We start from the raw sequence: 21,923 nt of genomic DNA, 5'->3' as shown, positions 1-21,923 counted from the left end.
ATGTCAGTCATCCTCCGCTTCCGCAGCAACGGTGGAGTAAGTGATTGGCGCTTCCGCAATCTGAAGCTGTCCACTGTCCTCGTCAAGCTCTGCGTCCATTCCAGTGGCCGTTTTAATGCCATGCTCTTGCAGTACTGCCGCATACTCGTTCAGGGCAGCTTCGCCAAACGGAGTCAGTCGATAGCGGCCGCGGGATACGCGCTCAAACCAGCCGTAGTAGTTGTGCTGAAGTACGGCAGCAGCTGTGCTGACGGCTGCTATGCGGGCGAGCTGCGCCGGAGCGGCTTCCCCCAAGCTCTGCAAGGCTACGGCTACACGCAGCGCTTTTTCCCGATAGGCAGTGACCAGCTTGCGTCGGGTGCTGCCGCCGATATTGTGGTCACCGCTGCGTGCGTGAAATTCCCGCAGCAGCTTTTCCTTGCGCGAGCCGGGGCGTACCTTTGCTGCATTGTGGACATTGTCGCTAGGCGCCGCAGGCTTACACAGTACCTCAACGAGCGGCGGCTTAGTTTTAAAATGGGTGACAGTGAGCAAGCCAAGTCCTAACTGGCGGCACAGTCCGACCAGCTCGTTCCAGCGCTGATTGACTGCCCCTTTTTTGGCACGATTCCGTTCTACAGCTACATATACATTGCTGCTTAGTTTCAAACGCTGCATGCCTTGCAGCACAAGCGCCAGGTTAAACGTCTTTTTGATCTCCACAATCAGTGGTGTCTGTTGCCCTGGCTTGATACCCACCAAATCGCAGTTGCGTACCTCTCCTTTGACTTCATATCCCAAGTTCTCAAAAAAGGCTTTCACCGGAGCGTACAGCTCCGTCTCATGCCGAACCGCCATGACTTCTCCCGCTCCTTTATCCCATTATTCCGAGCTTATATTGTACCATAATGCGTCAGGTCCGCGTCGTTGTTGTATATTTTAGCACAGTGTATCCCTTGTTTTTTTCGAAAAAGCAGAGAGACCTGTCATAAAAAATAGGTCAATTCTGAAATCAATCTGCATAGGTATGTATTACACTTTTTTTAAGGGGATTGCATCATATCCTGAAAGGCGTGACGAGTGTAGCCATAATCATCAGGAGTGGAGGATAGTCATTACGCAGTCATGGGAGGAACCGAGCATGAATATTTTTGAACGCGTTGCGGAGTACCGGGCGGAAAACAACCGTCTGGCCTGGAGCGGCACTTTTAGAGAGTATATTGAGATACTCAAGAAAGACCCGACGCCGGCGATGACAGCTCATGCACGGGTTTACAAGATGATTGAATCTTTTGGTGTAGAAGAGGTTGGGGGACATAAGCGATACAAATTTTTTGAGCAGGAGATCTTTGGACTGGATCGAGCGCTGGAAAAGTTGGTGGAGGAATATTTCCATTCATCAGCCAGGCGGCTCGATGTACGCAAGCGTATCCTTCTTTTGATGGGACCCGTCAGTGGGGGGAAATCGACATTGGTCACGTTGCTAAAACGTGGTCTGGAGAAATTTTCGAGAACGGATCAGGGAGCTGTATACGCGATTGAAGGCTGCCCCATGCACGAGGACCCGCTTCATCTGATTCCTCATGAGCTGCGTCCCGATTTTGAAAAGGAGCTGGGTGTACGGATTGAAGGTAATCTCTGCCCATCCTGCCAGATGAGATTGCGCACGGAATTTGATGGCGATATTGAAAAGGTCCGCGTGGAGCGGGTATTTATATCGGAAGAAAACCGGATTGGTATTGGTACGTTCAGCCCTTCTGATCCGAAGTCACAGGATATTGCTGATTTGACGGGCAGCATCGACTTTTCCACGATTACGGAGTATGGTTCGGAATCTGACCCGCGTGCGTATCGGTTTGACGGAGAATTGAACAAAGCGAATCGTGGACTGATGGAGTTTCAGGAAATGCTGAAATGCGATGAGAAGTTTTTGTGGAATTTGCTTTCTCTGACCCAAGAGGGAAACTTCAAGGCTGGGCGGTTTGCGCTCATCAGTGCAGATGAACTGATCGTGGCTCACACCAATGAATCCGAGTATAAAAGCTTTATTGCAAACAAAAAGAACGAGGCGTTGCAATCACGGATGATTGTAATGCCGATTCCTTATAACCTGAAAGTATCTGAGGAAGAAAAGATTTACGCCAAGCTCATTGAACAAAGTGATATGAAACATATCCACATTGCGCCTCATGCGCTGCGAACGGCTGCCATTTTCTCCGTGCTTACCCGCTTGAAGGAGACGAAGAAACAGGGGATGGATCTGGTCAAAAAGATGCGCATGTATGACGGTGAAGAGGTCGAAGGATACAAGGAAGCCGATCTGAAAGAAATGCAAAGTGAGTTTCTGGAGGAAGGTATGTCCGGGGTAGACCCGCGGTACGTCATTAATCGTATTTCTAGTGCATTGATTAAGCAAAATGTGGAATCCATCAATGCCCTGGACATTTTACGAGCAATTAAGGATGGTCTGGATCAACATGCCTCCATCACAAAGGAAGAACGAGAGCGCTATCTGAATTTCATTTCCGTGGCTCGTAAGGAATATGACGAATTGGCTAAAAAAGAAGTGCAGAAGGCCTTTGTGTACTCTTTCGAGGAATCAGCCAAGACGCTCTTTGACAACTATTTGGATAACATCGAAGCTTTTTGCAATTGGGCGAAAATTCGCGATCCGCTCACAGATGAGGAACTCGACCCGGATGAGCGGCTCATGCGCTCTATTGAGGAGCAAATCGGGGTATCGGAAAATGCGAAAAAAGCGTTCCGTGAAGAAATATTAATCCGTATTTCCGCGTATTCTCGCAAGGGACGGAAGTTTGAGTATCATCATCATGATCGGCTGCGAGAAGCCATTGAGAAGAAGCTGTTCGCCGATTTGAAGGATATTGTGAAGATTACGACTTCGACCAAAACGCCTGACGCTAATCAGCTCAAACGGATGAATGAAGTGATTAAGCGATTGATTGAGGAGCATGGCTACACAGGAGCCAGCGCTAACGATCTGTTGAGGTATGTAGGTAGCCTCCTGAATCGGTAAGACGAAATAATAAACAAGTAAGTATGGTGAAACCATGGGTTGATCTGGATGGTGCCACACGGTTGTGAGGTATCCGATCAACGTGTTTCGTAGAGGGAATTCGGCAAGCACAGGGGATTTCAGGTGCTGCCGGATTCTTTTTTGTATCATCAGGCAGTTGTGATTATATATTTTCTGAAATTGCTATGAAAAAAATCATAATCAATCTTCTGCTTTTTTAACAATTTCTAAAAAGTTGCCGATAAATATGGTAATGTAAAATCTATGTAAACTATTATTTGGAGGAACTTATGATTCATGTCGCGGAGAGTAGATTAAAACAGATACAATATATTGGTATTACTGATGATGATTTGGCTTTATTGCATCATTATCAGGGACTATTCCAATCTATTGTGAATGAGGTGGTCGATCGGTTTTATGAGCATGTAGAAAAGGTTCCGCATCTCATGTCGATTATTTCCAAATGGTCGAATATTGAACGACTAAAACAAACGCAACGTGAATACTGGCTTTCTCTCGCAGATGGAAAAATAGATGATCCGTTTATCGAACACCGTCTTTTTGTGGGGCAGGTACATTCCCGAATCGGATTGTCTTCCGATTATTATTTGGGCACGTACATTGCTTATCTTGATATTGCAGTGGACATTTTAAAGCGTTCGGGGATAGAGGACTGGTTTTTTATTGTGCATGCTCTTTCCAAAATGTTCAACCTGGATTCCCAGCTTGTACTGGAAGCTTATCAGGAAAAGGAAAAGGAACAAATCAACGAGCTGGCCGACGAACAAACGCAGGTGCTGACCGTTGTGTCCCGAATTGCGCAAAATTTGACCGGGATGATTGCTGAGCTTAGGGAAAATACGGATAATATCGCGGAGAGTGCCTGCAACACTGCTTATTCGCAGGAACATACAGAGGAATTGGTACAGCATTTGAGTGACGAGATTAAGCATATTGAGCAGATGAGCGGTACGATCCGGGAACTGTCCGATCAGACTCATCTGCTGGGACTGAATGCGGCGATTGAGGCTGCCCATGCGCAGGAAGCAGGGCGCGGGTTTCAAATTGTGGCACAGGAGGTGCGAAAGCTTGCATCTAATTCGAAGCAAGCACAGGAGCAAATTCAGCGCAAGGTGCTGGATATTGCCCGTATGCTTGACAGTGTACAATCCGAAACAGCTGCCACAACAGCCAGTGCCCGGCAACAGGCTTCCAGCTCAGAGGAATTGGCTTCGTTCACAAAGCTGATCGAAAACATGGTGAAGGAATTGGAAATGCTACAGCACTCCTCGGAAATGCTGCAGGTGTAAGATGTGGCTTGAATGTACTATGGGGGCAGCAAGTCGATTGGCTTTAGCGGCATGCGCTTTTCCTGTAGTTGTTGTCAGAACACAAAAAAACAGACCTTTTCAGCGGGTCTGTTTTTTTTTGTTTAGTTCCAAGCTGACAGATTATAATAACGATCTAAGTTCACGTCGGTATTTGTTCAAATGCACGAACGACGGAATGACTCGCTTGGCAGAACGGAAGCCGCCTATTCTGATATTGCGGACCACATGATAGGGAGAGATCAATAGTGCGTGAAGCAGATGCAAATCATGGGTGCTCAATGGACGATATCGTTGATAGTAATCTATCGCGCGCAGCATCTTTGTCCCATTCCAAAGACAATTCCGATGAAGAAGATGGGAGAGATCTTTCATCCTTACATGTAGGGAGCAGTTTTCAAAGTCGATCAAATGGATTTTGAGCTGTTTGTCTTTAATCAGATTGGGATAATTATAGTCGCCGTGTATAAATGCGGCGGCTTTTTGCTCCTGAGCAATGGCTTCTCTAACTTTGGGCTGCTGTAGGCGATGGGACACTTCTTCACAAAGAGCTACGAGATGTGCTGTGCCTCTGTATGGGATGAGGCGTTTTTTGTATCCAGCTATTTCATCGCTCAAGCCTTCATAACGGATTCTGGATGGCGGAGCTTCAGTGATAGGAAAGCTAACGGCACTGGAATGGAATTTGGCTAAAGTAGCAATTCCCTTTTTGAAGTCTATTCTTTTTGTGAATTCTGGTCTGAGTCCATGAACCCAATTGGTTAATGTATACGAAACACCTTCATAGGTCATGTAAGCCGTTTGTTGTACTGTTGGATAGACCTTTTGGCTGCGTGTAAACCTGCGCTCATCCAAGTAGGACAAGACACGTGTAATAAAACGGATCTCTTCTTCCGGAAATTTGTAGGGTTTTAAGCAATAAGTCGTATTAGCGGTCTCAATCTTGTGAATGTCCTTCATTTGACGGGTACGCTGAATTTTGATTCCGTACATCTGCTCAACGTTCGATAAAATCGACATTTTGATCCTCACTTTCTTTTATACATGAGCCCACTCTTGCAAAATATGGATGATTTGTAATCGAAGAGGCCACGACTGATCCCAATTGTCCAGGATTTCGCGATCTCTTGAACGATTCGGGTGTCGGGAAGCATGCCAGGCTTCTCGTGGTAGTTTATATAAAGCTGTAACAATCTTCCGTTCAGTACGGCTTAGTGGTTTACGCTTTTGGTATCCCTTCAGCAAGGATTGCACAAATTCAGGATTGAATTGAGTAGTATTCATAAGGGCCTTTGCCAAATCAGCATAGATTGAGCCGATTTTAGCCCGATCCCAATCAATGATTTTGAGATGACCGTCATCCGAAATAATGACATTTGGGGTAGTGATATCACTGTGTATCAAGGAGGGATGCCGATGTTCCATCCGAAGCAGCCTTATGATGGATGCATCCTGCAAATCCTTCCATGCTCGCCTGGATAAACGTTTGCAGTTTTCGCCGTGAGCATTGTACCAGTTGCGGTACGTTTTATCATGGCGACTGTTTTTTATCATTTTTCTTTGAAAAAGACGATCCTGGTTTTTCCATATCCGCAATTGTTGAATGGTCGGAGGGGACTTTCCTTTATCCATCCGATGCAAGCCGGTGGAGGTGGCGTGAAGTGTGGCAAGTGCCCGCCCCAGTTTTTCGAAATCTTCAGCGGTTTCCAGTCCCCGTCCTTTGATCCACTGACTTACATAAAATGGCGTTCCTTGATGTAGAGTCCATAACTTGCCGGAATGAGTGGGGAGCCATGCGGGCATGTAGGTATACTTTCTCTTTTTCAAAAGCCTTATATGACTCGCAGCTCGTTCCATCTGTTGAATCGTATTTGAACGGACCATCTTTGTACGACTAAAGGGCTTTAATGCATAAGTTCCCTTTTTCGTTTTCACCTGGATCACTGCATTTTTTCGGTATAATGATGAGACTAAGCTTGATTTTAACGGGATCAGGCCGAAACGACGGGTGATTTTGCGAATCTGTGCTTTAGTATAGGATTTCGCCATAAGAACCTCACTTGACTTTGGATTGAAGAAAAAGGTAATCCTCTGTTAGTTATCAGTCTATTCATGAAGAAATAATAGGTGCAGTTTTATGAAGCCATCTTCGTTCTTTTCCTATGTCACATTGGTCAAAAAAACGGAGCAGCGAAAGTTCGCTGCTCCGTTTTAATTAGCTCTGTATTTAGTTACCCTGATTATGACCTGGGTGATTAATATTCGTTGTCATCATCATCTTCGTCTGTATCCACGATTGCGCCAGATGATGCATGGATTTCAAGCTCAACGGTTCCTTCGTTGGTGAGTACCTTTACCTCGTAGATGAACTGTCCATCTTCCTTATCCAATTTAGAAGACAAAAGGGTACTCCCGGGTACGTGTTTAAGCGCAATTTGTCCAGCCTGTTTTTCAGTCAGGGTGATGTGATTTGGCTTGTTAAGGGAGGACTCGTCATTCGAGTCATGATCAAGCTCAGAATGGGAACGGATGGTTTTCCCAGTATAAGCATCAACATCTATATCCCAATCTTTATCCCCTTGCTGGAGATCCACCTCATAGTAGACTTTTCCGTTCTTGCGCTCCAGTTCGACATCTTCAACTTGTGCATTATTCCCCACAGCCTTCTTGGCAATGTTGGCAGCGGCGGTCGCTCCAATAAGGCCCGTAGGTTTAGCGGCCCATACGGCATTCGCTGAGACACCCGTAACTGTAACTCCAAGCAGAACCGTGGCTGCCATAATTCCTAATGTATAGTTTTTTTTCATTACATAATTCCTCCTTGTGCTATAAGCATGAATACAGCTTATCTCTTGAACATGAGAGGAACATAATAGAATCATGAGAAAACCATGAGAAAACATGAGCTGAGATGATCATCAAGTCGTCATGATTCGTTGTGCTCCTGTTTTTCTTTTTCCCACGTTATAGAGTCGATAGAGCCCGATACTGCATTGACCTGTACTACTGCTTCACGCCCATCTTTTACCTCAACCTCAACCAGATAGTAGAGGCCTTTGTCGTTGCGATGAAGCTCAATATCATCGGATGTTCCGTTAACTGCTTTGGCAGCAAGCTTGGCTGCTTCTTTCTCTGTAATAACGAGAGAAACCGGGTCAGGTTTATTAGCTGGATTCGATGTGTCTCTGGTTGGTGAGTTACCAGGATTGTGGTCTTGGGGCTCCTGCTTCGCATCTGTATAAACCTGTATCCGCTTAATGGAGTCGATGACACCGTCATAGGCATTGGCTTTTATATCGTACTTCCCTTTGGCGCGTTCCAGCCTGATCAGATAAAAATCACCCAAGCGTTGGGATTCGAGCACCTCGCCGGGATACTGATGCAAAACGGATTGGATGACGGCCTTTTCTTCCAATGGAGAAGCTGCTAACGACCGTGCCCAAGGCCACTGTAAAAGACAAATTGTAATCAACACAGCCGCCAGCGTACCTCCAATCACCCACACATAGATGGCTTTCATCGTTATTCCCTCCTTTGGCTTATTATTTTGGAACGGTAGGGAGGATGATCGTTGCAGTTGTTCCGCTCCCCTCTACACTTTCTAGCCCAATTTGAGCATGTATAGCTTGTGCAATTCCTGTAGCCAATGATAAGCCTAGCCCAGCCCCACCTTCCTCGCGGCTTCTGGCTTCATCCACACGATAGAAGCGGTCGAATACTTTAGATAACTTTTCTTCCGGGATTCCAATTCCTTGATCTGTGATTCTTATGCAGGGTTGAGCTGTACCGCCCACCGTATCAATCATCAGGTGTATCGGCTCGTCACTGTATTTGCGTGCATTATCCAAAAAGATAAATAGGAGCTGCTTCAGCTTATTTTCATCGGTATAGCCAATGCAGTCTGTCTGTACATCCAGTTGAATTTGTCGGGCGAACGCATTTTCAAATGTAGCTTTTAATTCTGTCGCTATTCTGGTCAGGTGTACAGGCTCCAGCACGACATTCCATTGTTCTTCGTTTCTGGCCAACAGAAGAAGCTGCTCTGCCATGTCCTTCATTCGGATCGCCTCGGAATGAATCGCTTCAACGGATTCGGCGAAAATGTTGGGATGCTGCAACCCCCGCCGTTTGAGCAGGCTGGCATAACTTTCAATAATGGTGAGCGGTGTCTTCAATTCATGGGACGCATTAGATACAAATTGTTCTTGCCTGACGAAATTCCGCTCCAGCAGTTCAATCATGTCATTAAATGTTTCTCCCATTTCGACCAGTTCGTCGCGTGATGATGAATTGAGCGGAAGGCGTTTAAATTTCCCGCTGCGCTGAATTTCTTTCATCGTGCTAATCATAGATGTAATTGGACGTGTGATCAGTCTGCCGAGCAGCCTTCCCGACACCACAACAGGAATGAGCGCAATTCCAGTGACAGCCACAAGTACAATTCTGAGTACCTGTAGCGTCTGCATCGTCGGTTGCAGACTTTCGGTCACCTGGAGATTGACAACCTCGCCATTGGTCCAAATCATGGGGAGCGATACAAGAATGTAACGATTGCTTTCATAGGTAATCATGCGAACCTGCCGTGTTTCATCAAAAACGCCCTTCATCAAGCTAAGAGATTGCTCGGAAGAAGAGGTGATAGGGGGAAGAAAGTCACCTTCTGGTTTCATCAGCCGAAGCATGCCATCCAGCGGTACATAGGCTCGGAGAAGATCCTCAGCGGCTACGGATACCGGAGCACGTTGAATCCCACGAACTATGTTCTCTGCTGCGGCCTCTACCTGGTCTTTTCGATTGTCTATCGAAAATTGGCTGAATAGGAAATAGATCGAAAAATTAATGGCTACAAGTAAGACCGCGAATAATAACGAGGTGTACGTATGGATTTTGTTTTGTAGCTTCATAAAGATTCCTTCAGTACATAACCAATTCCGCGTACAGTATGGATCAGCTCAGGGAGCTGGCGCGTAGGGTCGATTTTATTGCGCACGTAGCGAATATACACATCGACCACATTGGTATCGCCCATATAATCTATGCCCCATACATTCTCCAGTAATTGTTCACGGCTAAGTACCTGCCGCTGGTGTCTGAGTAAATGAACGAGCAAGTCAAACTCTCGCGGTGTAAGCTCAATGTTGTGCTCTCCTCGAAGAACTTCACGAGTACCTTCATGGAGACGTAAATCCCCGGCACTAAGCCATTTATCTACCCCTTGTGGAGCCATGTCTTTCGTTGCACCCACTCTGAGTGCGGCCCGTACACGTGCAAGCAGCTCTTCGATCACAAACGGTTTGGTAACATAATCATTGGCTCCCAAATCGAGTCCCTCGACCTTATCTGCAATGGAACTTTTAGCCGTCAGCAAAATGACAGGAACGTTCGCATCATGCTTACGAATCCTACGAAGTAGCTCGATGCCATTGAGACCGGGAATCATAATATCCAGCAACACTAGATCCCAATTGCCTTTGCAATACGTCTCCAGCCCATCAATTCCGTTTTTTTCTTTACATACTTGATAGCCTTCAAATTGAAGTTCGATCTCTAGAAGCCGGGCAATCTTTTCTTCGTCTTCTACGATCAAAATAGATTGTTTCATGATCATGCCCTCCTGTAGGCGAATAGCCGATACGGAAGTATTTTAGCATATACGGACAGGTAAGGCACTTCAAAGCGCAGGGCAGTGAGGGAAGAGATGTTTATAGCACGTTATATTTCTTTACATTAAAAGGGATGAAAATGTAATGATAGCGCTATGATTTTGTTTTTTTATCCTTTATGCACAACAAACAAGCCTTTGTTTTGGTCAGTATGAACATTGTTTATGTTAGGAAAGTTGCAGTAACATAAATTAAAACTATTCATCAGAACCGAAATAAGGGCAGACCGCGAGCTTGCCCTTTGTCGCCAGGAGCGTAAAATAAAATGAAGCGAAAGCAGGGATTCAAAATGCATAAGCTTGGGATGATTACGATTGGGCAAGCCCCCCGGTCAGATGTGGCCCCTATCGTAGAAAGGGCATTGGAAGGACGGGCAGAGCTGGTACAGGCTGGTGCGCTAGATGGGCTCTCATTGGACTATATACAACAGCATCTATCACCGTCACCGGGAGAATATGTATTAACCTCGCGCTTGACGACCGGGGAGTCGGTGGTCATTTCACGCGAAAAAATCCAGCCACTGCTCCAGGACAAAATCACACGTTTGGAGGAGCAGGGCATACGTACTATTTTGTTACTCTGTACCGGTGTGTTTCCTGGGTTGCATACCCGAAGCGCTTTTCTAATTGAGCCAGATCATGTGCTTCCTCCTGTACTAAAGGCCATGTCCAGCGGAAGAAGGTTGGGTCTCATTGGACCGCTCGAAGAACAGAAGAACAACCTCAAGCTTAAATTCAGCCCTTATGGATTGAATCCAGAGTTTGCGGCGGCCTCGCCTTACAGTGGCAGTGAGGAAGAATTTCGCCGAGCAGCAGGACAGTTCAAGAATCAAGCCGATCTGATCGTACTGGATTGCATGGGCTATACGGAAACGCATAGAGAGCTAGCGGCGCATTACTCAGGGGTTCCCGTTGTATTGTCCAATGCCTTGATTGGCAAACTGGTATCGGAAATGGTGTAAGGACCTAAAAATTGGAGGTAAGAACTATGAGTCAACAACGTATTGAAATCAGTAAAAATGTATTGCAAAAATGTTTGGGACTTACCGCTGGAGAGACGCTTCTGGTCGTAACCGACGATGATAAAAAAGAATTGGGCGAGTCCATATATGAAGCTGGCAAGGCACTGGGGGCAGAAGCAGCTATTTTGACGATGAAGGTTCGTTCCAAATCGGGCGAGGAGCCTCCAGCCCCTGTTGCCGAAGCCATGCTTCGCTCCAACGTTGTTGTATGTGTCACCCGGTATTCGCTGACACATACAAGTGCCCGTAAGCAAGCCGCAGCTGCTGGAGCACGCCTGGCGACCATGCCTGGCATGACAGACGATATGTTCATGAATGGAGCAATTGCTGCTGATTATCCGAAGGTCAAGGCGCTGACCGAAGAGGTGACCGCATTGCTGACTGCTGCCAAGCAGGTACGGATTGAAAAGGATGGATATAGTCTGAACTTTACCATAGAAGGGCGCAACGGTGTTCCCAGCACAGGTATGTATTTGAATCCCGGCGAATCGGGGAACCTGCCTTCCGGTGAAGCGTATATTGCTCCGCTGGAAGGAACGGCACAGGGTCAGATTGTGGTGGACGGTTCTGTAGCGGGAATCGGTGCCTTAAAAGAGCCACTGCTGCTGACGGTGCAAAATGGTAGATTAATCGCGGCAGAAGGGGAAGCCGGACAGTCCCTGTTGGATATGCTCGGCGAAGGCGATGGTAGAATGCTGGCCGAATTTGGTATTGGAACGAATGATAAAGCCCGCATTACAGGTGTTGTGTTAGAGGACGAGAAAGTATATGGCACGATTCATGTCGCTTTTGGCAGCAATAATACCTTTGGGGGAACTGTCGCTGCGGGTGTACATATTGACGGAGTCGTACAAAAACCGGATGTATATCTGGATGATCGTCTGATTATGAAGGCTGGTCAGTTGCTAGAGCGATAAAGGGAGGAAGTTATCATGCTTGGAATAATCAGAGTGCTTACCATGCAGGACAAAGTAGCTATCGACCTTCACGGCCGGGTCATTGAGCAGCGCTACGGGCTACCTGTCACCAGTGTATGTATTCCCGATCAGCCGAAAGGGATCTACGATGATATCACAGACCGGGAAGCGGTGCCTAAAATTGTGCTCGCGGCGCAACAACTCGTTGAACAAGGCTGTACGTCTATCGGTATTAGCTGCGCGGCTGATCCGGCGCTAGAGGAAACTCGTCAGGCTGTATCTGTACCTGTATACGGGGCGGGGTCCTGTGCGGCACTCTTGGCTCTGACATCGGCCAGCCGTGTAGGCGTGTTGACCATTTTGGAGGAGGCTCCGCCGCTGATTCGCCGCATTTTGGGCGATTCCTATATCGGTACAGAGCGTCCCATAGGTGTGCAGACGACACTGGACTTGAACACTCCACAAGGTAAAGAGGCAGCTATGGCAGCAGCGTTACGGCTTCAGGAGAAGGGGGCTGAGGTAATTGTACTTGCCTGTACAGGTTTTGTAACAATGAACTTTGCGCCAGAGCTGGAGCGTACACTAGGGATTCGGGCTATTGACCCGATTGTGGCGTTGGGTGCAGCTGTTTCGGTACGCTAGCAGACACTTCGTGTGGGGTACAAGCAGGATAGTTCTTAAACTTCATTATAAATAGTTGAATATTAAAATAAACCGCCTTTTCCAGAAAAGGGCGGTTTATTTATGTTCCATTGAGCTCCTAAAGATAGGAATGGGCTGGTGTGGATAGATTTGACCAAGCGGTAAAAGGTTTTGTTTTGTACACTTTTTTGGTACACTATCCTGAAAATTAGATGAACTAAGGATTTTGCAAAATAAATAGCAGGGTGGTCTGTCTTTATGAAAATACCGGGTGTAACAGTTCAAGAGCTCATGGCAATACCCGTGTTGAAGGAGGCGAAGGTATTAAGCGGAGAACAAGGGCTAAGCCGGGTTGTCCGGTTTATTGACATTATGGAAGTCCCTGACCTGAAAGGCTGGGTCCGGGAAGGTGTATTGTTAATGACAACGGCTTATTCGATCCGTCATGAGCCTGAGGTATTGTGTCAAATTATTCAATTACTGCATCAGGGCGGGGCGGCGGCGCTTGTGATCAAGCCTACCCGCTTTCTCACGGAAATTCCCCATAGTGCGCTTGAAGAAAGCAATGCCTGTGGCCTTCCTGTGATTGAGATTCCAGCCGATATTCCCTATACGGATATTACGCAGCGTGTCATGGATATGGTGTTGAACCGACAGGCAGAGCTGCTGCGACGTTCGGAAGAAATCTATCGAACGTTAACGACGATGGTGCTGGAGAACAGTGGCATACAGGCTGTAAGCGATAATATAGCAGAGCTTTTTAAAGCTCCGGTTGCTTTGGTTGATAATGGTGGTCAAGCCATTGTCACTTCACCACAAGATTGGGATTGGGCGAAGGTACAAGATGCTCGTCATTTTCCAATTAGTGTGGATAAACGTACAGTCGCCAAGTTGGTCATTGCCCGCAATGAACTGGATGATATGGAGCAGGTTGGTATTGAGCAGGCACGGCTGGTGATGGCGTTAGAATTAATGCGTGAAAAGGCAGTAGAAGATACGGAAAGCCGACTACGGGGGAATTTTATAGATGAGCTCATGACACCTCCGTTGCCGGTGCGGCATGAGGTTGAGCGGAGAGGTCGTCAATTGGGATTCAACCCGGAATATAACTGGGAGGTGGCTGTACTGGAAAGTGCTACGGCTCCGCCAGAAGAGATTCTTTCTGGGTTATTGAGTATGGAATCGACCCGACGGCGTGTGGTGTCTCATATTGAGTTCCGTTCAAATCGTGCGATATTATTTCTGCCGACTCTTCAGCCGAATGATCATCAGAACGCACCTGGCTCTGATCAGGAAACGTCCTGGAGTGATACGCTGAAAAACTGGTCAACTGAAAAAGCCTGGGGTACCGCCGATTATTATTTAGGCATCGGAAGTGCCAAAAAGTTATGGGAGCTGCTGCAAAGCTACAATGAAGCACGTCGTGCCATTACTGTAGCCCAGCGGCTGTATCCTGATAAACGTGTATGCAAATACAGCGATATAGAGATGCACTATATGCTTGGAGAAGCGATGGACAAAGAGGAATTTTCAAATTTGTTTGAACGCAAGCTGGGGAGACTTCAGCAATATGATCGCTCACATGGCAGTGACTTACTCAAAACGTTATTTTATTATTTGGAAAACAGGGGCAGTCTGGTAGATACAGCCAATTATCTTTTTATACATCGTAACTCAGTAAAATACAGATTGGAACGGATACGCGACATGACGGATTTTGATCTTAACGATCCACGTGAGCAGTTTATATGTCATACATGTCTGATTCATTATTATTTGCGGGAACATAGGTAGCTGGAGCGTTTTTTTAATGCAGGGAGGGCAGGACATGGATAAAAAAATACTGATAGCGGACGATGAGGCAAGCATTCGGAATGCGCTGGCTTATGCGTTAAAGCGAGAGGGTTTTTTGGTGGAAACCGCTGTTGATGGGGAGGACGCCTTGGAAAAAGTGCGTTTGTTCCACCCGGATGTGCTCATACTGGATGTGATGATGCCCAAACTGGGTGGATATGAGGTGTGCCGCCGTTTGGAAAGTCGGAAGGGCATCGGTATTTTACTGCTGACGGCCAAAAACGATATCGTTGATAAGGTACTCGGGCTGGAGCTGGGTGCGGACGATTTTATGAGCAAACCGTTTGACCTAAGGGAGCTGCTCGCTCGTATTAAAGCATTGGTACGGAGACTGGAGCGAGAAGGAGCGCCTGCCCCGGAAGGAACAGAAATGGTACTCGGCCCATTACGGGTACGTCCGTCCAGCCGAACGGCTGAACTTGGAGCCATAGCGCTGGATCTGACCCCCAAGGAGTTTGATGTGCTGGCGCTGTTGGTGTCTCATGCCGGGAGGGTGTATACACGGGACGAGCTGCTAGAGCAGGTATGGAGCTTCGATTATGTGGGCGGAACGCGGACGGTGGATATTCATATCCAGCGCTTGCGCAAGAAGCTTGAGCCACACCAGGCGATATTACAGACCGTGTATGGTATCGGCTATAAGGCAGAGAAAATGACGTGAACGAACATCATTCACTCCATCAGCAAGGAAGCTTGCGGTCCACCGACCAACAGAAACGCAAACGCAAACCTACAGGCTTAAGCCTGCGTTGGAAATTTCCCCTGGTACTGGCGGCTTTGCTGCTGTTTACTGTCGGTGTGCTGAGCTGGCTCGTGCTTACTGGCATTCGCGCTAACCAGACAGACCAAATGGAACGCAGTTTAAAGCGCCAGGCCGAAATTGTAGAAATGCGTGTAAAACAGTCTTACCTGTTGGGAGTGCGCCAATCACCGGAAGGCTTCATGAAGAAGCAGGCGCCCCAACTCGCAGTGGAACTGGGCGTATCCAGCAATATGCGCGTTATTCTATATGATGGTCAGGGGCATGAGGTTGGCAATTCTCTACCGCTGGCTTTTAGAACAAATGTCAGCCAGGCCCTTTCCTATGCGCTCCAAGGCAAAATTGCGTATATTACGGAAGGTAGCGCAGTCACCTATTTGGCTCCGCTTCAAGGTCCGGACGGCTTACTGGGAGTGGTACAGCTTCATAGCTCAACAGAAGCGCAGCAGCAGTTCTACCAGGCCATTGCCCAGTTGTTTCTATGGACAGGGGGTGCGGTGCTGGTATTGAGCTTTATTTTGGGCTTAGGCTATGTCAGCCGCCAGACGAGAGATATCGGACGACTGACTCGCGCTTCCGAGCAGATATCGACAGGGCACTATCCAGAAGCCAGACTGCTGCGGCGGCAGGACGAGCTGGGAAGGCTGGATGAAGGAATGCTCCAGATGAGTCATGTGATTCGGGAGAGCATTACCGCGCTGGAAAACGAAAAGCTTCGGCTGGAAGAAGCGGTTCAGCGTTTGAGAGAGCTGGAGCAGCAGCAAAAATCTTTTATTGGAAATATCAGTCATGAACTAAAGACTCCATTAACCTCTATTCAGGCTTATGCTGATTTACTGGATATGTATGGGGATGATCCTGAACTGGTGCGTGAAGCGAGAGAAAGTATCAGTAAGGAAACAAAACGGTTATACGAGCTTGTCGAGGACTCGCTGCGGCTATCTGTGCTGGATAAATATGATTTTGAATTGCATACGGAGGCTGTGAAACTGCATTCGTTACTGGAAGATGCAGGGAGCCGTATTCGAGGAAAAGCGGCAGCGCGTAGACTGAATTTTTCGATAGATACCGTTCCTGCCCAGGTGTGGGGAGACCCTAAGCATCTGATGCATATTGTACTGAATTTGCTGGATAATGCAGTGAAGTACAATCGGGACGGTGGATGGATTACGTTATCGAATCGAGTGGAACAGGACACCGTGATTGTGTGTATACGCAATTCCGGCCCATGGATTCCTAGGGAGCAATGGGACATGATTTTTGAGCCGTTTGCTACCTTAAGTCGTGATCGATCTCGTCAGGACAGCGGTACGGGACTCGGTCTTCCTCTGGCGCGCAGACTGGCGGAGCGCATGGGGGGAGAGTTGCAGCTTACAGCTTCAGATCATAGTGGGTTGGAAAATGACAACGGGCATACAAATGTAAGTGGGAATGAATTTTCGCTTAGACTCCCTCTCTTGGTTCACGATGGCTCCCTGTAAACGGCCAACTGTTAGCACAGGGCTAAAATGGTGTCTTGTTTACAATTTGGAAACAATCCGATGTATTCATGAGATGTTCGGGCATTAAAATGGGGGTATCGTTAACAAGGAGGCCGTTGTACATGATAAAGAAAAACATAGGCAGCTATGGGCAAAAGAACGGCTCCTCTCATCGCGAAGATTCCCGTACAAGAGTTTTCAGACAGAAAGCCACGGGGGTGCTCATGACCGGCTTAATCGCCGGGGGATTGTTCAGCGGTTGCGGCATAAAGAGCGCAGGAGAGACAAATCCAGCATCCGGTATGAAACCGGGGCAACAGCTTACTGTGATTGACACGGATGCAGCCCAGCAGCAAGTAACGGACGAGCTGGTGGTATCGTCTATCGACAGGCTGGGGGATGTCTACGCGAGGTCTTGGCTGAGCGACGAAGAGCTGATTGTGGAGCGTAAAACCCAGCTGTGGATTCATAATGTAGAGACAGACAAGGAGCGGATTTTAACACCAGGTCGTAAGGCTCCACAGTTACTTGCTGTGGTATCACCGGATCAGCGCCATGTCTTTTTTACTGAAGGTAGCACCAGCAGCAAATATGATATTCAGGGCTACATTTTGGAACTAAGCAGTGGTAAGGTTACATCGATCGGCAAGCTGGATATGACTAACGAAGTGAGCTGGAGCGATGAGAATGATCTCATTACAGGCACACCGGATGGTAAAATCCAGCTGATTGGTCTGGACGGAAAAGCTAAAGAATTGAGTTTTCAAGATCCAAATCGCTCTGAATTGATGTCTCATGTCGAAAAAGTGGGTAACGCCATATTTTATACAGGCAGTGATAAACAAGGGTATCCGGTGCTGAATCGGTTCACCCTCAATCATCCTCAGGCTGTGACCATTGCAGAGGGGGCCATGTCCTTTGCCGTGTCGCCTGATGGTAAGTCAATTGCCATTGAAAAACGGAAATGGAATACATCCGAACCAGCCCGTATGATCATTTTGGATGAACAGGGCAAAGAGAAAGGAATCGTCGGTCAAGGCACTTTAATGAGTCGTGGAAGCTGGTCCAGCGACGGGTCCAAGCTTGCTTATTCCATTTATGATGAGGATCAGCAAGGCATGAGAGGGCTGTATGTATTTGACCAGTCCACGGGTAAAACCACTCCGGTTACGACCGATATCCAATCCTATGACAGCCCAACGGTATGGAGCCCATCCGCCCGGTTTTTATCCATGTACCAGAACATCTCGGAAGGTGGAAAACAGCTCAATCAAAGCTACATCGTCGAATTTAAGAGGAAGTAGTTTCTGGACCCAGTCGTACACGAGGCTCATCGTTGACAAGGAAATCATACCAGCGGTTGCGAAACCGAACCTGAGGTCCATCAGCGGGGACGTGTGCCTCCATTCGCAGCGCTTCTGGGATTGGACGCGGATGCTGGCTTTCCACCACTGCCCGATCCTCTTCCAGCACCTTGCCACTGTATCTGGAAAAAATGTGGCTCATACCCGGTACAAATCTGGCAAAATTACGTCCAGCCAGTCCGTAGATGGCAGTTAACTCTTGCTCAATCGGAGTGAAGGTGACGAAATTAATAAACTTGCTGCGTCCTTCTTTTGCGGGAGTCAAAATCCATTGCTGTGGAAAGGTATATTGCAATAGACCTTTCCCGTTTTTCACTCGAATATGATTGTCATCCGCTTCAAACTCGATATGAATGTCGGTGGAGGATTTTTTACCGATCGTTTTGTTATGGACAATTGGCAAATGAGCGACATCCAGCACGCTCTCCACAACTCTCGTCAGATGTGCCTTCCACACGGAATCGTAGGGAGACAAAATGAGAGAGGGGTCCTCCATCTCGGGAAAAATCTCCAAGGGAGGTGGGGACGTGGATGTCCCCATCTCTGAGTTTATCTCAGACTTTGAGCCAACGGCCTGAGGATATACCCACAGCAGGCCGGCTTTTTCAATCGCGGGATAGGCATAGGTATGAGCAAACTCAGGAATAGCCCGTCCCGGGTGTGCCGGAATATCCACACACTGCCCACTCTCATCGAAAGACCATGCATGATATGGGCATGTGATGTGCCCGCTTTGACAATAGCCGAGCGATAAATCAGCTCCTCGGTGCGGGCAATAAGCATGGATGGCATGTACCTGACGATGATCATCACGGTACAGGACAATATCTTTGCCAAGCAGTCGCTTTTTAAGCGGTTTATTTTTTAGCTCCTTGGACCAGCCAACGGCGTACCAGGCAATCGGGAATACCTGCTGATCACTTTCACGAACTTCACGAAAGCTGGGATGGGTGTTCATCTATATCAACGCTCCTTGTTCTGCTTCTCAATTATGACCCATGGGTCATTTATCATATTAGTATAATACACCCCTGATCCAAAACGAAACAGGTGTCCTGAAATTGGCAAGAAACGAAGGTCGCTTAAGGTTGTATGAAATAGTAAAAAAAGGCGCATATCCTTTTTAGGAATGCCCCTTTTTTAAATTAGGCTGGCTATTTGAGTTTGTATGACTATACAAACTTACGATGATGTTTCTTACCGTCATATGAGAATAAGGCGAGCTTTCCCTCAATCAATGTTTCCAAATGAACGGTGCGCCCCCACAGCTGATATACATACGGAAGTGTGCGCTCCATATATTTTAAATCCAGCTCAATGCCTTCGTACTGGTGCTTGAGCTTCAACTCGCCCGTATGCAGGTAATCTCCATCCTCGACGACGATATAAGGGGAGCCTCCATTCACACGTGAAAACACGAGCTGATCCCGTATGTTTTCCCAGGATTTATCGGTAATTTTCCAATCGGGTCCCCGTTTCTCAAACACGTACAGATCCAAATCCTCTGTCAGTTTCTTGGTCATGTAATTGCGTATAAAAGAGGTGTCTGAGTCGAACTCTCGTACCTCGAACATTTTAGCGCGTCCTTCGCCCGGTTTGCGTCCTTGTCGCTCTTGCTCCTCACGGGTTGGGTTATCCCATCGTTTTTCAATATCCTCAAATATTTTCAGTCCCAAATAGTACGGGTTCAGGCTTTGCTTGGAAGGCTGTACGACAGAAGCGTTCAGCATCGCAAATTCAACGGTTTCCTCCCCGGTCAAATCCAGTTCCCTTACAATCCGCTGGTGCCAATAGGAGGCCCAGCCTTCATTCATGATTTTGGTCTCCATTTGAGGCCAGAAATACAGCATTTCGTCCCGTAGCATCGTCATAATATCCCGCTGCCAGTCCTCCAGTACCTCCGAGAATTCCTGAATAAACCAGACGATATCTTTTTCAGGTTCCGGTGGGAACTTGCGTACCTTGATGCCCTCGGTCTCGGCGGGATCATGCTGCTTCACTGTGTCCAGTGACCATAGATCATCGTAAGGCCCAGGGGGACGCTGGCGTTTTCCGGGTTCTTTCTGCTCCCGAATTTTGAGCTCCATGTAACGCTGTTTATCCAGATGCCTTGGTTTGATGATCTGTGGGTCTACATGCTCTTGTATCGCCAGTACAGAGTCAATGAAGGATTCTACAGCCTTTGACCCGTATTCCATTTCATAGCTGTTGATTCGATCTGCTGTGGCCGACATACTCTCTACCATATTGCGATTAGAAGCTGAGAAGCGAGCGTTGTGTTTGAAAAAATCACAGTGTGCCAGTACATGGGCGACAATCAGTTTATTTTGCACCAAAGAATTTCCTTCCAGCAGGAAGGCATAGCAGGGATTGGAGTTAATGACCAGCTCATAGATTTTGCTCAATCCAAAATCGTACTGCATTTTCATCTTGTGAAATGTTTTTCCAAAACTCCAGTGGCTGAAGCGCGTGGGCATACCATAGGCTCCGAACGTGTATACAATATCCGCCGGACAAATCTCATACCGCATCGGGTAGTAATCGAGCCCGAATCCATCGGCAATCTCCATAATTTCTGATATCGCATATTCTAGCTCCTTCTGGTCGGTACTCATCCCACCGATCCCCCTTCCCGTTTGCGAAAAAAGGTACGTAAGGCTTGGTATACCTCACCTTTTTCCTTGATGACATAGTACATAAACTGATCCTTTTTAATATTCTTGTAGGCTGACATCAGCGTGCTGCTGCGATTATATTGATTCACTTCTCCATAGCCGAACATATTGCTCCGCTTTATAAGTTCCTCGATTAGCTTCACACACCGCTCATTGTCCGAGGTCAGGTTATCGCCATCCGAGAAATGGAAGGGATAAATATTGTAGCTGGAAGGAGGATATCGTTTGTCGATAATCTCCAGTGCTTTCAAATAAGCGGAAGAGCAGATCGTGCCGCCACTTTCTCCGCGGGTAAAAAATTCTTCTTCCGTAACCTCTTTAGCCTCGGTATGATGCGCGAGAAAGACAATTTCCACCTTTTCATACTGACGGCGCAAAAAGCGGGTCATCCAGAAAAAGAAGCTGCGAGCGCAATATTTTTCAAAAGAGCCCATCGAACCTGAGGTGTCCATCATAGCTATAATCACCGCGTTGGATTGGGGAATGGTCTTCTCTTCCCATGTTTTGTAGCGAAGATCGTCCGGACTAATATGATGAATGCCCGGTTTCCCCTCACGGGCGTTGCGGCGCAGATTTTCGAGAATGGTTCGTTTCTTGTCAATGTTCGCTTGCATGCCTTTTTTACGTATATCATTAAATACGATAGATTCAACCTCAATTTGATCCTTGTCTTTTTGCTGTAAATTCGGCAATTCCATTTCCTCAAACAGCATATCTTCCAGTTCTTCTATGCTGACTTCCGTTTCCATAATATCGTGTCCCGGCTGGTCGCCGGCTTTCTCACCTTTACCTGGCTTCTGGGAAGCAGGATCACGTCCAATGACATCCCCCACCTGACTGTCGCCATCTCCTTGGCCTACATGCTTTTGCTTTTGATAGTTATAAATGAAGCGATATTCATCCAGACTGCGAATCGGCACTTTAATAATCTGTTGACCGTCCGACATAATAATATTTTCTTCCGTTATCAGATCGGGTAGATTTTGCTTAATGACATCTTTGACCTTCTGCTGATGACGTTGCTGGTCCTGGTACCCTTTGCGATGCAGCGACCAATCTTCGCGGGATACGACGAATGAATATGGCTGGCGTGGTTCCGGCATTATTAGGCACCCCCCAAGTGGATACACGGCACAGTTTGGCCTTGTTGGTTATTAAGTATATTCACGGGGATGAACGATATGTGATGGAACTCGATT

19 protein-coding genes are annotated in these 21,923 nt (G+C 47.2%); 9 read left to right on the top strand and 10 right to left on the bottom strand.

Annotated elements, in window-relative coordinates:
• Window positions 1–3: 3 nt before the first annotated feature.
• A complete protein-coding gene (locus NSS66_RS03700) occupies window positions 4–837 on the bottom strand; it encodes a DUF2161 domain-containing phosphodiesterase (protein ID WP_023987810.1) in 834 nt (277 codons plus the stop codon).
• A 283-nt stretch (window positions 838–1,120) separates the two neighbouring features.
• On the opposite strand from NSS66_RS03700, the gene NSS66_RS03695 reads away from it, so the two are divergent.
• Both NSS66_RS03695 and NSS66_RS03690 read left to right on the top strand, forming a co-directional pair.
• Window positions 1,121–3,016 carry a PrkA family serine protein kinase gene (locus tag NSS66_RS03695; RefSeq protein ID WP_023987811.1) on the top strand — a complete coding sequence of 632 codons (1,896 nt, stop codon included), beginning with the start codon at window positions 1,121–1,123 and terminating at the stop codon, window positions 3,014–3,016.
• A gap of 290 nt (window positions 3,017–3,306) precedes the next feature.
• Entirely contained in the window at window positions 3,307–4,329 is a 1,023-nt protein-coding gene (locus tag NSS66_RS03690; RefSeq protein ID WP_279831530.1) for a globin-coupled sensor protein, read from the top strand.
• A gap of 141 nt (window positions 4,330–4,470) precedes the next feature.
• Here the strand turns inward: NSS66_RS03690 and NSS66_RS03685 are convergent, their stop codons facing one another.
• From NSS66_RS03685 to NSS66_RS03660, 6 genes are all read right to left on the bottom strand, one after another.
• Window positions 4,471–5,367 carry an aminoglycoside phosphotransferase family protein gene (locus tag NSS66_RS03685; protein ID WP_340958472.1) on the bottom strand — a complete coding sequence of 299 codons (897 nt, stop codon included), beginning with the start codon at window positions 5,365–5,367 and terminating at the stop codon, window positions 4,471–4,473.
• Between the two features lie 18 nt (window positions 5,368–5,385).
• Window positions 5,386–6,396, bottom strand: coding sequence for an aminoglycoside phosphotransferase family protein (locus NSS66_RS03680; RefSeq protein ID WP_076264328.1), 1,011 nt, complete (start codon window positions 6,394–6,396; stop codon window positions 5,386–5,388).
• Between the two features lie 206 nt (window positions 6,397–6,602).
• On the bottom strand, window positions 6,603–7,154 hold the full coding sequence (locus NSS66_RS03675; RefSeq protein ID WP_023987815.1) for a PepSY domain-containing protein: 552 nt from the start codon (window positions 7,152–7,154) through the stop codon (window positions 6,603–6,605).
• 119 nt (window positions 7,155–7,273) lie between these two features.
• Window positions 7,274–7,867 (bottom strand): PepSY domain-containing protein, encoded by a 594-nt coding sequence (locus NSS66_RS03670; protein WP_071558973.1) that lies wholly within the window; start codon window positions 7,865–7,867, stop codon window positions 7,274–7,276.
• 22 nt (window positions 7,868–7,889) lie between these two features.
• Window positions 7,890–9,251 (bottom strand): sensor histidine kinase, encoded by a 1,362-nt coding sequence (locus tag NSS66_RS03665; protein WP_068940128.1) that lies wholly within the window; start codon window positions 9,249–9,251, stop codon window positions 7,890–7,892.
• Window positions 9,248–9,949 carry a response regulator transcription factor gene (locus NSS66_RS03660; protein ID WP_023987818.1) on the bottom strand — a complete coding sequence of 234 codons (702 nt, stop codon included), beginning with the start codon at window positions 9,947–9,949 and terminating at the stop codon, window positions 9,248–9,250. Before NSS66_RS03660 ends, NSS66_RS03665 begins: the two co-directional genes overlap by 4 nt.
• A gap of 326 nt (window positions 9,950–10,275) precedes the next feature.
• Here NSS66_RS03660 and NSS66_RS03655 point away from each other — a divergent pair, with 326 nt between their 5' ends.
• From NSS66_RS03655 to NSS66_RS03625, 7 genes are all read left to right on the top strand, one after another.
• The gene (locus NSS66_RS03655; RefSeq protein WP_034095005.1) at window positions 10,276–10,971 is read left to right on the top strand and encodes an AroM family protein; all 696 of its coding nucleotides are present in this window, start codon (window positions 10,276–10,278) and stop codon (window positions 10,969–10,971) included.
• Between the two features lie 26 nt (window positions 10,972–10,997).
• Window positions 10,998–11,948, top strand: a complete 951-nt coding sequence (locus NSS66_RS03650) for an aminopeptidase (protein WP_028542944.1) — start codon at window positions 10,998–11,000, stop codon at window positions 11,946–11,948.
• Window positions 11,949–11,963: 15 nt separating this feature from the next.
• Entirely contained in the window at window positions 11,964–12,590 is a 627-nt protein-coding gene (locus NSS66_RS03645) for an aspartate/glutamate racemase family protein (protein WP_340958471.1), read from the top strand.
• A 258-nt stretch (window positions 12,591–12,848) separates the two neighbouring features.
• Window positions 12,849–14,384: a PucR family transcriptional regulator gene (locus NSS66_RS03640; RefSeq protein WP_028542942.1), complete on the top strand. Its 1,536-nt coding sequence runs from the start codon at window positions 12,849–12,851 to the stop codon at window positions 14,382–14,384.
• A 34-nt stretch (window positions 14,385–14,418) separates the two neighbouring features.
• The gene (locus NSS66_RS03635) at window positions 14,419–15,105 is read left to right on the top strand and encodes a response regulator transcription factor (protein WP_025723943.1); all 687 of its coding nucleotides are present in this window, start codon (window positions 14,419–14,421) and stop codon (window positions 15,103–15,105) included.
• Window positions 15,102–16,685 (top strand): sensor histidine kinase, encoded by a 1,584-nt coding sequence (locus NSS66_RS03630; protein ID WP_209941489.1) that lies wholly within the window; start codon window positions 15,102–15,104, stop codon window positions 16,683–16,685. Before NSS66_RS03635 ends, NSS66_RS03630 begins: the two co-directional genes overlap by 4 nt.
• 122 nt (window positions 16,686–16,807) lie before the next feature.
• Window positions 16,808–17,989 carry a PD40 domain-containing protein gene (locus tag NSS66_RS03625; RefSeq protein ID WP_209941492.1) on the top strand — a complete coding sequence of 394 codons (1,182 nt, stop codon included), beginning with the start codon at window positions 16,808–16,810 and terminating at the stop codon, window positions 17,987–17,989.
• On the opposite strand, the gene NSS66_RS03620 is transcribed toward NSS66_RS03625, so the two are convergent.
• The 3 genes from NSS66_RS03620 to yhbH form a co-directional block, all read right to left on the bottom strand.
• The gene (locus NSS66_RS03620) at window positions 17,976–19,007 is read right to left on the bottom strand and encodes an aromatic ring-hydroxylating oxygenase subunit alpha (protein WP_209941493.1); all 1,032 of its coding nucleotides are present in this window, start codon (window positions 19,005–19,007) and stop codon (window positions 17,976–17,978) included. The genes NSS66_RS03625 and NSS66_RS03620 overlap by 14 nt on opposite strands.
• 214 nt (window positions 19,008–19,221) lie before the next feature.
• Window positions 19,222–20,664, bottom strand: coding sequence for a SpoVR family protein (locus NSS66_RS03615; protein ID WP_069080728.1), 1,443 nt, complete (start codon window positions 20,662–20,664; stop codon window positions 19,222–19,224).
• Entirely contained in the window at window positions 20,661–21,827 is a 1,167-nt protein-coding gene (gene yhbH / locus NSS66_RS03610) for a sporulation protein YhbH (RefSeq protein WP_023987828.1), read from the bottom strand. The genes NSS66_RS03615 and yhbH overlap by 4 nt, the downstream gene beginning before the upstream one ends.
• Window positions 21,828–21,923: the final 96 nt, after the last annotated feature.

The sequence above is a fragment of the Paenibacillus sp. FSL R10-2748 genome, from assembly GCF_038005565.1.
Classification (GTDB): Bacteria; Bacillota; Bacilli; order Paenibacillales; family Paenibacillaceae; genus Paenibacillus; species Paenibacillus polymyxa_B.
Note: the sequence above shows the minus strand (reverse complement) of the source record. Positions and strands in the feature narration are given on the sequence as shown.